A 10,486-nucleotide genomic window follows, 5' to 3' on the forward strand; every position below is an offset into this window, starting at 1 on the left:
CGGCACAGCCTGTGAACAGAGTGCCCTTTCCTCTTCTCGCCCAGCGTCCCACCGTTCTGGACGGAGTCCTCCTCGACTTCCATTGGGATCTCGAGCGCCTTCACTCCCTGGTGCTGCCTGAGCGGGATGTGGAGACTGCGGGTCTTCTCTGGCACCTGGAACTGCCGTTCTGGTCCGTGGGAGGCCGGCCATTCCGAGTCTCACCCATCGACGTCGCCTCGGAGCCGAGCGCCCACTCGGAGCAATGGGAGCGGACGATGTCGGCCGATCTGAGATACCCACTGGAGACGTACGAAGGGGACGGCGGGCGGCTCATCATCCTCGACGGCGTGCATAGGCTCCTGAAGGCGATGATCGAAGGCCGACCGGTGCTCCGTGCGCGGATCCTGGCGGTCGAGGACTTCGACGCGATCGCGGTCACCGACGCTGACGGTGGCAGCTGAACTCCATACATGGGTCGCTCGAGCTGCTCCGCTCCGACGACGGGGCGTCGGAGGGCCTTCCCCACGGACGCGTCAGTCGACGATCAGGTCGAGCACCTCTGCGCCGGGCAGGCTCGCGAGCTCCGCGCCGGGCACCAGCAGCTTCGCGCCGCGGGTGCCGCCGCCGATGACCACCAGGGGCGCTGCGGCGACGCGCTCGTCGACGAGGATCGGCCAGCTCTCGGGCAGGCCGACGGGCGTGATCCCGCCCGAGGTCATCCCGGTCGCCTCCTCGACCTCGTCCTGGTCGGCGAAGCTGGTCTTGCGCGCATCGAGGTGCTTGCGCACGCGCTTGTTGACGTCGGCCCGATCGGTCGCGAGCACCATGACCGCGGCATGCGTGCGCGCCTCGCCGCGTCGGCCCAGCACGATCACGCAGTTCGCCGATGCCTCGAGCGGGACCTCATAGCGTTCGCAGAACTCTGCGGTGTCGGCCAGGCCGGGGTCGATCTCGCCGACTTCCGCGCTCGGAGCCTGGCCCGCGCGGAGGGCTGCTGCGACCGGTGCCGCGAGGAGCGCGAGCGGGTCGCCGGCCGGGGAGTCGGCGCCCGACGACCCGAGAGCCGGCGCCCAGTCCAGGTTCCCGCGTGCGCCGTGTCCGTCCGCGCCGCTCATCGCCCGCCGCTCTCCCCGCGCTCCCAGAGATCGGCGATCGCGGACTGGACCTCCGTGAGCGCGATGGGCGAGGCGGAGAGCACGCCGTCCTCGGTGAACGGCAGGTGGCCCGACTGCCAGGAGCCGTCGTCCTCGACGTGGAGCATGAGCGGCGTCGTCGAGTCCGGGTCCGCGATGTCGGTGCGGCGCAGGCTGACGGTGTGGCCGGCGCCCCGGCGCAGGAAGGTCGTGGCGACCCGGGCGACAGCCTTCGGGACATCGCCCGCGGAGCGCCCGTCGGCCCCGCTCAGCGACGTGACCTGGAAGGAGTCCAGGTCGTCCTGCGTGAGCATGAGGACGCTGCCGCCGGCCTTCACGACGAAGGCCGCGCGCATGCCCGCGGCCTGCGCGAGGGCGATCCCGAGCCAGCGGTCGGCCGTGGTGAGCGTGGTCGCCACGAGCTCGCCCTGCGGCCCCAGCACCCACTCGCCGCCGCGGCGAACGAGCATCCCGCGGGCCCGCAGGCCCGCATTGACCGCCGCGGTCACGTGCTCGGTCGCCGGCCCGGACCCGGGCACGCCCGGGATGCCGAGCTGGTCGCGCGTGATCTCCGCCGACCTCGTGTCGCTCAGCGTGAGCATGTCGTCGATCTCGTAGGCGGTGAAGATCGTCGGCGCGGTCGGGTTCTCCGTGGCCGAGGCGGCCTGCTGGTCCTGGGTCATGGGGTCGAGCATGGCAGAGATCCCTGGAGTGGTCTCGATGTTCGCTGGGTCGGCGCCGGGAATCAGCTCCCCGTCGGCCGGGAGGATCGGGTCGACGGGGTCGACGGGGCCGACGGGGTCAGACGAGCCCGTGGCGCTCGAGCAGGAAGCGCGCGTCGCGGCCGCGGCCGCGGAAGGCCCGGTAGGCCTCGGGCAGGTCGCGCGAGCCGCCGATCGAGAGGATGCCGGAGGCGAACCGTCGGCCCGCCTCGCGCGGGGAGATCCCCTCGGCGAGCTGCTCCTCGTACCAGGCGACGGCGTCGGCGTCGTACGCCTCGGCCCACAGGTAGGAGTAGTAGCCGGAGGCGTACCCGCCGGAGAAGGTGTGCTGGAAGTAGCCGGTGCGGTAGCGCGGGGCGATCAGCGGATGCGCGAGTCCCGCGTCCCCGAGCTGCGCGGCCTCGAAGGCGTGCGGATCGCCGATGTGCGTGTCCTCGCTCAGGCGGTGCCAGCGCCAGTCCAGGGTCACCGCGGCCACGTGCTCCAGGGTGCGGAAGCCGGCGTTCCACTGCTCGGCCGCGCGGACCTTCGCCAGCAGCTCCGCCGGGACGACCTCGCCGGTCTCGACGTGCCGGGCGTAGTGCTCGACGATGCCCTCCCGCAGTGCCCACATCTCGTTGACCTGGCTGGGGAACTCGACGACGTCACGGGCGACGGCCGTGCCGGCCACGAACGAGTTCTCCACGTCCGAGAGCAGCGCGTGCAGGGCGTGCCCGAACTCGTGGAACATCGTGCCGACCTCGTCGAGCGAGACGAACGCGGGCCGGCCCTCGCCGGGGCGGGACACGTTCATCGTGTTCATGACGATCGGCAGCGTGCCGTCGTGGCGCGACTGGTCCACGAGCGTGTTCATCCAGGCGCCGCCGCGCTTGGTGGGCCGCGTGAAGTAGTCCCCGATGAACAGGCCGACGGCGGAGCCGTCCTCCCTGCTCACCTCCCAGATCCGAGCGAGCGGATGCGGGGGAGTGAGGTCCTCGCGTCGAGCGAAGGAGAGCCCGTAGACCTCGTGCGCGGCCCGGAACACGCCGTCCTCGAGGACCCGGTCCAGCACGAAGTAGGGCTGCAGCTCGGCCTGGTCGATCGCGAACTCCTCGGCGCGGATCAGCTCCGAGTAGAAGGACCAGTCCCAGGGGACGAGCTCGTCGATGCCGTCGCGCGCGGCCCTCGCGGCCAGGCGCTCCGCCTCGCGATCGGCGTTGCGCACCGCGGGGCCGGCGATCTGCGCGAGGAACTCCTCGACGGCCGACGGGGTCTTCGCGGTGCGGTCGGCGACCGCGAGCTCGGCGAAGTCCGCGAAGCCCAGCAGGTGGGCCTTCTCCGCACGCAGCCGGGCGATCTTCTTCGCGAGGTCCCAGGTCTCGGTGCCGCGCTCGATCGACGCGGTGTACAGGCGCTCGCGGACCGTGCGGTCGGTGAGGGAGGCCAGCAGCGGCTGCATCGTGGGAAGGATCAGCGTGAGCAGCCAGCCATCCTTCCCGGCGTCCTCGGCCGCGAGGCGCGCGGCCTCCTTCTGGGAGTCGTCGAGGCCCGCGAGCTCCGCCTCGTCGGTCACGAGCACGGCCGCGTCGTGGAGGTCGGCCTTCGTCTGCTGCGTGAAGTGGGTCTGCAGGGACGAGAGCTCCTGGTTGACCTCCCCGAGCCGGGCCTTCTGCGCCGGATCCAGCTGGGCGCCGCGCAGCTCGAAGCGCAGACGCGTGCGCTCCAGGACGTGCCGCTCCTCGGAGCTCAGGTCGAGGGCGTCGGCGTGGCGCTCGAGCGCCTCGACCCGCGCGAAGATCCGCCCGTCCAGCCACACCGAGTCCTCGAGGGCGGTCAGCTCGGGCATGATCTCCGCCTCGATGGCCTGCAGCTCCTCGGTGCCGTCGGCCCCCAGCAGGTGGAAGAGCACCGGCAGGGTCCGCCCCAGCAGGGGCGAGCCGTCCTCGAGGGGGCGGATCACGCTGTCGAACGTCGGCGGCTCCACGTCGGCGGCGACCTGCGCGATCAGAGCCTTCTGCTCGGCGATCCCCGCGCGCAGCGCCGGCAGGAAGTGCTCAGGGCGGATCGCCGCGAAGTCCGGCAGGCCGTAGGGCAGCGTCGAGGGGTCGGCGAAGGGATTGCCGGTGAGGTCGGTGGGGGCGGTCTCGGAGGCGGCGGTGACGACGGCGTCGGGTGTGGAGGGCATGGTGACCAGCCTATGTGCGGTGTGCGTCTACCGTGGGCAGATGCGAACAGTCATGGGGTGGGAGCATCTGCACGCGCCGGACCTGAGCGGCGGGCTGGTCGTGCTCACGGGCGGCAGCGACGGGCTGTGCCAGGAGGCGGCGCTCCAGCTCGCCCGCTGGGGCGCCGACCTGGTCCTGCCGGTGCGGACGCCGGCCAAGGGCGAGGTCGTGCGCGAGCGCATCGCACGGGAGACCGGCCGCGAGGACGCCGTCCGGCTCGTCCGGCTCGACCTCGCGTCGATGGCATCGGTGCGCGAGGGCGCCTCGGCGATCGCCGAGGCCGTCGGCGATCGGGGCATCGACGTGCTCGTGCACGGCGCCGGCACTGTCCTCCGTCGGCGCGAGGAGACGGCCGACGGATTCGAGCGCGCACTCGCCGTCAACGCCCTCGCACCCCAACTCCTCACCACGATGCTCCAGCCGCTCGTGCGCGATCGGATCGTGCTCGTCGGCTCCCACGCCCACAAGACGGGACGCATCGACCTCGAGGACATGGACTTCGCGCGCGGCCGCTGGAGCATCTCCGCCTCCTACGGGCGCTCGAAGCTGACGGCGATGCTGTGGGCGCTCGACCTCGCCGAGTCCCTGCGCGGAACCGGGGTCGACCTGCAGATCGCGCATCCCGGGTGGGTGCTCACGAACATCCAGAACGCGACCGGCTCCGCCGCACTGGACACCCTGGTCACCGAGGTCACCCGGCCGATCGCGATGCCCGCCGCCCGCGGCGCGGAATCCGTCCTGTTCGCCGCCACCCAGCCCCTCCCGCACGGCTCCTACATCGGCCCCGACGGCCCCATGGGCAACCGCGGACGGCCGACGCTGCTGCGCCGCTCGGCTGCGGCGAACGACCTCGATCTGGCGCGGCGGGTCACGGAGTGGGCGGACCGCAGGATCGCGGCCGTCTGAGGGAGACGCGTCGCGGCGGGGCCGCAGGCCGCGACGGAGATCAGGCCGCGACGGGCCGGCGCGTTCCGTACCCTGTGGACATGGACAGCGGGGGAGAGTCGGCGCCGGGCGCGACGGACGCACCGGGTGCGAAGGACGCACCGGGCGCGGCGGGCGCACCGGGTGCGGCAGGCGCGGCCGCGGAGCGTGTGCCGCCGCGCGCCCCCTGCTCCGCGACCGCCGGCGAGATCTACGAGCACCTGGTCCGCTACGGCCCGCACGCCCGCACCGACCTCGCGAGGCTGCTCGGGCTCTCGGGGCCGACCCTCACCCGCGTCACCCGCGAGCTGCTCGAGAGCGGTCTGCTGCGCGAGCTGCCCCCGCAGATGCAGACCAAGGGCCGGCCGCAGCAGCCCCTCGACGTCGACGAGGACCACGCGGTCTTCATCGGCGTGAAGATCACCGCCCAGAGCGTCTACGCCGCGGTCGTCACCGTGCGCGGCACGGCGCTCGAGGAGGTCAGTCGGGATCTTGAGGACGTCGAGCCGGCCACGATCATCGCGACCGCGCTCGAGCTGTGCGAGCCGCTGCTCGCCGCCCACCCGCGGGTGGCCGGGATCGGCGTGGGCATCGGCGCGCAGGTCGACGACGACGGCGCCGTCGCCTCCTCCGCCATGCTCGGCTGGAGCGAGCCCGTCCACCTGCGCGCCGAGCTCGAAGGGCGCCTGGGCCTGCCGGTGACGGTCAGCAACGACTTCCATGCCCTGCTCGAGGGGCACGCCTGGTTCGGCATCGGCCGACGCCGCCGCTCCTTCGCCGTCATCACCATCGGCGCCGGCGTGGGCGTGGGCAGCGTCGAGGACGCCGAGGTCCACCGCGGCCGCACCCACCTCGCCGGACTCACCGGCACCCTGCCCACCATCGCCCGCGACGGCAGCGGCGTGCTGCTGCGCCAGGTCGCGAGCACCGCGCACATCCTCGACGCGGCACGGGCGCGCGGCGTCGTCGGGGTGTCGGAGGCGGATGGCGGGGTCGGCGCCGGCGCCGGCGGCGCCGGCGGAGCCGCCGGGGCATCGGAGGCGCACGGCCTCGACGCCCTCGTGCGCGCGGCCCGCGCCGGCGATCCGGCCGCGCTCGACGTCGCCGCCGATGTCGCCCACGCGGTCGCGGTCGCGGGCGCCGGACTCGTCGGAGTGCTCGACCCGGACGCCCTGATCCTGGGCGGCGAGGCCGTGGACCTCCTGCGCGTGGGCGACGAGTTCGACGTCGCCCTGCGCGCGCACCTCGCCCGCGTACAGCGCGACGTGCTCGTGCGCTTCCTCCCCGCCGACTTCGACGACTGGACCCGCGGTGCCGCCGTGATCGCCCTGCGCCGGTTCATCGGCGGGCGCGACGACGCCTGAGAGGCGGCGCGCCGCCGCACGACGGCGGCTGCGGGCTCGGGCCCAGCGCGGGCGGTGAGGTCAGAGCGGCGCCGCGGCGAGCTCGGGCGGCACGCCATCGGCTCCTGATGGAGCCATGACGACAGGTCGCCGGCGCGAGATGCGGCGTCGAAGGAATGCATGAGGCGCCCGCGAGAGGTGAGAAGACGTCGTCAAACCGCCCTTATGACGACGACTTCTCACCTCTCGGTGCGTCCAGTCCGTGCGTCCAGCGCGGAACCGAGGGGCCGTGGAGTCGCGCCGCGCCCCCGCCCTTCACTCGAACAGGGCGTTGACCTTGTCGTTGTAGGCGGTGAAGGAGTCGGCCTTCGTCTTGCGCATCCAGAGGTCGTCGAAGGCCGGCTGCATGATCGACGTGATCCGAGCAGCGTTCTCCACGAGGGGATAGAGCCCCGTCTCGCCCTTCTTCACGCGGTCGGTGTACGGGGAGACGTCCAGGCCCTTGTCCTCGTAGGCCTTCACGGCGGCGGCGGTGCCGGCGTCGGAGGCGGGGAAGACGATGGCCCGCGAGCCGATGATCTCCTGGGCGTCGTCCGAGCCCAGGAACGCCACCAGACGCGCGGCCTCCTCCTTGTGCTCCGACTGCGAGGAGATCGAGTCGCCCAGGCCGTTGAACATCGACATCGGATGCCCGATCGGGCCGGCCGGCAGGGGAGCGATGCCCAGGTCCACGCCCTCGAGGCCCGCGTAGGTGCCGATCATCCACGAGCCGGCGAGGGCGACGGCCGCTTTGCCGCCCTGGATCTGGGTCTCGGCGGGGCTGGAGTCTCCGAACAGGCCGAAGGGCGCCAGCAGACCCTTGTCGACGAGTCCGAAGTACCAGTCCATGGTCGCCTGGAAGTCGGGGTCGTCGTAGTTGAAACGGGTGCCCCAGGTCTTCTCGTCGGTGAACGTCCATCCGGTGGAGAAGGCGAAGGGCGACCAGGTGGTCTGGCCCGTGTAGTCGGTGGCCGGATCTGCCGCGAGGGCGTAGCGGGCGACGCTCTTCGGGTCGAAGCCCTCCTCGTCGCCGCGCTTGCCGCTGGTGTCCTTGGCCAGGCGCGCGAGGACCTTCTCGAAGCTCCCGCCGTCCTGCGGGTTCCAGTCCAGGCCCTCGAGGTCGTCGGCGGAGAGTTCCGCCTCCTTCAGCGTCTTCGCGTCGTACATCAGCGCGATCGTGTCGTAGTCCTTGGGCAGGCCGTAGCGCTTGCCGTCCTGCCCGGTCCACAGCTCCTGCAGGCCCGGCTGGTACTGGTCGTCGGGGATCTCGGCGATCGGGGCGAAGTCGTCCAGCGGCACGATCACCTCGAGCTTGAGGAACTCCGGATACCGGCCCAGATGGTCGGTGAAGGCGTCGGGCCCGGCACCGGCGACGAAGCTCGCGGTGAGCTTGGTCCAGTAGTCGTCCCAGCCCATCTGGGTGATACGCACGTCGAGGTCGGGATTGCGCTCCATGAAGAGGTCGATCGCGCGGGAGTAGCCGGGCAGCTGGTTGGCGTCCCACAGCCAGTAGTCCAGTCGCGTCGTGCCGCTCGCGGCGGCGCCGCCTCCGCAGCCGGCGAGGGAGCCCGTCGCGGCCGCCGCGCCGAGCGCGGCGGTGCCGCCGAGCAGGGACCGACGGGTGAGCGCGCGGCCGGGGGAACGAGGTGTCGTGCGTGTCATGGGTGCGTCCCTCACTTGATCCCGCTGAAGCCGATGGAGTTCACGATCCGCTTCGCGAACAGCACGAAGAGGATCAGCATGGGCGCCGCCGCGACCAGAGTCGCGGCCATCAGGCCCGCCCAGTCCGTGCCCGTCTGGGGCGACTGCGCGCGGAAGACGCCGAGCGCGACGGTGAGCACGCGCGAGGAGTCCGTGTAGGAGACCATCAGCGACCAGAAGTACTCGTTCCACGCCGTCATGTACGTCAGCAGCGCGAGCGTCGCCAACGGCGCGGAGCTGATCGGCAGGATCAGCGTGAAGAACACGCGCGGCTTGGACGCGCCGTCGATGAGGGCGGCCTCCTCGACCTCGCGCGAGATGTTGTTGAAGAACTGGCGCAGGAAGAAGATCGCGAACGGCGAGATGAACAGGGTGGGCAGCATGATGCCCACCAGCGTGTCCACCAGGTGCAGGTTCTTGATGAGGATGAAGTTGGGCAGCAGCGTGAAGATCTGCGGGATCATCATCGCGCCCAGGAAGATGAGGAACACGGTCTCGCGGCCCCTCCAGCGCAGACGCGAGAAGGCGTAGGCGGCCATCGCGCAGCTGAAGGTCTGCACCACGGTGATCACGGTCGCGACGATCACCGAGTTCAGCAGGTAGCGCCAGAAGTTGATCGACGCGCCCGAGCCGCCCTGGGAGACCGCGGTCTCCACGTCCTGCAGCCCGAACACGCGCTCGAATCCGCCGAGCGAGAAGTCGACCGGCAGCAGGCTGGTCGGGTCGGTCGCCAGCGCCGTGTTCGAGGACAGCGCCGTGCGCAGCATCCAGTAGAAGGGGAACAGGGTCACCAGGAGGATCACGATCATGACGATCCAGGCGATGATCCGTCCTGGCGACAGGGGCCGGCGGCGGCGCGCGCGGGCGGTGCCGGAGGCGGGGGAGGACGACGGGCCCGTGGGGGCGTCGGGCCCCGTAGTGTCCGTGCGTCCGGCGGAGCCGGCAGAGCCGGCGCGGCCGGTGGGGGAGGCGGCCGACGGGCCGACGGCGGGAGTGGCGGTGCTCATCTGGGCGTCCTCTCAGTCCAGGTCCGACTGGCCGGCACGGGTCAGGAAGTACTGGGCGAAGGTGATGACCATGAGGATCACCAGCAGCGCCACCGAGAGCGCGGACGCGTACCCGAATTGGTACTGCCCGAAGGCGTTCTCGTAGATGTACATCTGCAGCACCTTCGAGGCGTCCGACGGTCCGCCCTGCGTGGTCACAGAGACCGTGTCGAAGACCTGGAAGCTGCCGATGATCGACATGATCAGCACGAGCGCGAGGATCGGCCGGAGCAGCGGCAGGGTGATGCGGCGGAACAGCTGCCACTCGCCGGCGCCCTCGGTGCGCGCCGCCTCGTAGAGCTGCTCGGGGATCGACTGCAGGCCCGCGAAGAGCAGCAGGGCCGTGTAGCCCATGTGCCGCCACACGTTCACCAGCGCGATCGTGGGGATCACCCACTTCTCGTTGGCCCAGAAGGAGACCGGGTCGAAGCCGATGCCCTGCAGGATCAGGTTCACGATGCCAAGCTGCGAGTCCAGCAGCCAGAGGAACACGATCGCGGCCACCACGTTGGAGACCAGGTACGGGGTGAGCACGAGCGAGCGCAGCCACGTGTTCTGCGTGAGGCGCTGCATGAGGACGGCGATGAGGAGCGCGAGCACCGTCTGCACGCCGATGTTGATGACGACGTACAGCACGGTGACCCGCAGCGACTTCCAGAACACCGGGTCGCTGAGCATGTTCGTGTAGTTCTCGAGGCCCACCCACTTCGGGGGCGTGAGGATCGAGTACTCGGTCAGCGAGTAGTACAGGCCCGTCAGCAGCGGCCAGACCAGGAACACCAGCAGGCCGATGCTCGCCGGCAGGATGAACAGCAGCGCCAGGCGGGTGTCGTCCCGGTGCTTGCGTCGTGCGGGCGGAGGCCCGACTGTGGATGCGGCAGACATCGTTGTCCTCTCGTGGGCGGCGACGGGCGGGGTCCTCGGCCGACGTCCGGACCCGCGATCCCGCCCGGCGGTGCGGAGGCGGGATGCCCGGGCGGGATGCCCGGATGGATTGTGCGGGTCGGGCTGTGCGAATGCGGGCTGTGCGGGTGCGTACGGCTCGGACCGTCGTGCGGCTGGTGGTGACGTCCGATACGCGAGCGTTCTGCGGCGGCATCGGCGGTTCCGGGGAGTCGACCTCGACGCCCGATTACTTACGCGACGAAACTAAATGGCGGGAGCGCCCGCGTCAAGAGGCGACCACCCGTCGCGCCCACGGAGCGCCGTGGGCCCAGCTCGGACGGGAGCGTGGGCTCGAGTGCGGGCACGAGCGCGGACGCGACTGCGGGCGGACCGCGAGTGGTACGAAATCGTTGCCATAGCGCGCCATGGCAACGATTTTGTAAGACTCACGGGGCGCGGCGGGCGCGCGGCGGGCGGGGTTGTGGGGGGGGCGGGGGGGCGCCCCCC

9 protein-coding genes are annotated in these 10,486 nt (G+C 71.6%); 3 read left to right on the top strand and 6 right to left on the bottom strand.

Annotated features, from left to right (window positions below; genetic code table 11):
- The first annotated feature begins 11 nt into the window (after positions 1–11).
- A complete protein-coding gene (locus tag ACFQ53_RS12965; RefSeq protein ID WP_377860302.1) occupies positions 12–443 on the top strand; it encodes a hypothetical protein in 432 nt (143 codons plus the stop codon).
- A 72-nt stretch (positions 444–515) separates the two neighbouring features.
- Here the strand turns inward: ACFQ53_RS12965 and ACFQ53_RS12970 are convergent, their stop codons facing one another.
- The 3 genes from ACFQ53_RS12970 to ACFQ53_RS12980 form a co-directional block, all read right to left on the bottom strand.
- A complete protein-coding gene (locus ACFQ53_RS12970; RefSeq protein ID WP_377860304.1) occupies positions 516–1,097 on the bottom strand; it encodes a YbaK/EbsC family protein in 582 nt (193 codons plus the stop codon).
- Positions 1,094–1,810: a hypothetical protein gene (locus tag ACFQ53_RS12975; RefSeq protein ID WP_377860306.1), complete on the bottom strand. Its 717-nt coding sequence runs from the start codon at positions 1,808–1,810 to the stop codon at positions 1,094–1,096. The genes ACFQ53_RS12970 and ACFQ53_RS12975 overlap by 4 nt, the downstream gene beginning before the upstream one ends.
- A 106-nt stretch (positions 1,811–1,916) precedes the next feature.
- Positions 1,917–4,001, bottom strand: coding sequence for a M3 family metallopeptidase (locus tag ACFQ53_RS12980; RefSeq protein WP_377860308.1), 2,085 nt, complete (start codon positions 3,999–4,001; stop codon positions 1,917–1,919).
- Between the two features lie 40 nt (positions 4,002–4,041).
- Here ACFQ53_RS12980 and ACFQ53_RS12985 point away from each other — a divergent pair, with 40 nt between their 5' ends.
- Both ACFQ53_RS12985 and ACFQ53_RS12990 read left to right on the top strand, forming a co-directional pair.
- Entirely contained in the window at positions 4,042–4,947 is a 906-nt protein-coding gene (locus tag ACFQ53_RS12985; protein ID WP_377860310.1) for an SDR family NAD(P)-dependent oxidoreductase, read from the top strand.
- Between the two features lie 80 nt (positions 4,948–5,027).
- Positions 5,028–6,329 carry an ROK family protein gene (locus tag ACFQ53_RS12990; RefSeq protein WP_377860312.1) on the top strand — a complete coding sequence of 434 codons (1,302 nt, stop codon included), beginning with the start codon at positions 5,028–5,030 and terminating at the stop codon, positions 6,327–6,329.
- A gap of 294 nt (positions 6,330–6,623) precedes the next feature.
- Here the strand turns inward: ACFQ53_RS12990 and ACFQ53_RS12995 are convergent, their stop codons facing one another.
- The 3 genes from ACFQ53_RS12995 to ACFQ53_RS13005 are packed head-to-tail and all read right to left on the bottom strand — an operon-like array spanning position 6,624 to position 9,979.
- The gene (locus ACFQ53_RS12995; protein WP_377860315.1) at positions 6,624–8,009 is read right to left on the bottom strand and encodes an ABC transporter substrate-binding protein; all 1,386 of its coding nucleotides are present in this window, start codon (positions 8,007–8,009) and stop codon (positions 6,624–6,626) included.
- 11 nt (positions 8,010–8,020) lie between these two features.
- A complete protein-coding gene (locus ACFQ53_RS13000; protein ID WP_377860317.1) occupies positions 8,021–9,055 on the bottom strand; it encodes an ABC transporter permease subunit in 1,035 nt (344 codons plus the stop codon).
- A gap of 12 nt (positions 9,056–9,067) precedes the next feature.
- The gene (locus tag ACFQ53_RS13005) at positions 9,068–9,979 is read right to left on the bottom strand and encodes a carbohydrate ABC transporter permease (protein ID WP_377860319.1); all 912 of its coding nucleotides are present in this window, start codon (positions 9,977–9,979) and stop codon (positions 9,068–9,070) included.
- Between the last annotated feature and the right edge of the window lie 507 nt (positions 9,980–10,486).

Source organism: Brachybacterium sp. NPDC056505 (genome assembly GCF_042794925.1).
GTDB lineage: Bacteria > Actinomycetota > Actinomycetes > Actinomycetales > Dermabacteraceae > Brachybacterium > Brachybacterium kimchii.

Excerpts from the sequence above, each read along its gene's own strand:
- ACFQ53_RS12970 (WP_377860304.1), bottom strand. The coding sequence starts at position 1,097 with ATGAGCGGCGCGGACGGACACGGCGCACGCGGGAACCTGGACTGGGCG.
- ACFQ53_RS12975 (WP_377860306.1), bottom strand. The coding sequence starts at position 1,810 with ATGCTCGACCCCATGACCCAGGACCAGCAGGCCGCCTCGGCCACGGAG.
- ACFQ53_RS12980 (WP_377860308.1), bottom strand. The coding sequence starts at position 4,001 with ATGCCCTCCACACCCGACGCCGTCGTCACCGCCGCCTCCGAGACCGCC.
- ACFQ53_RS12985 (WP_377860310.1), top strand. The coding sequence starts at position 4,042 with ATGCGAACAGTCATGGGGTGGGAGCATCTGCACGCGCCGGACCTGAGC.
- ACFQ53_RS12990 (WP_377860312.1), top strand. The coding sequence starts at position 5,028 with ATGGACAGCGGGGGAGAGTCGGCGCCGGGCGCGACGGACGCACCGGGT.
- ACFQ53_RS12995 (WP_377860315.1), bottom strand. The coding sequence starts at position 8,009 with ATGACACGCACGACACCTCGTTCCCCCGGCCGCGCGCTCACCCGTCGG.
- ACFQ53_RS13000 (WP_377860317.1), bottom strand. The coding sequence starts at position 9,055 with ATGAGCACCGCCACTCCCGCCGTCGGCCCGTCGGCCGCCTCCCCCACC.
- ACFQ53_RS13005 (WP_377860319.1), bottom strand. The coding sequence starts at position 9,979 with ATGTCTGCCGCATCCACAGTCGGGCCTCCGCCCGCACGACGCAAGCAC.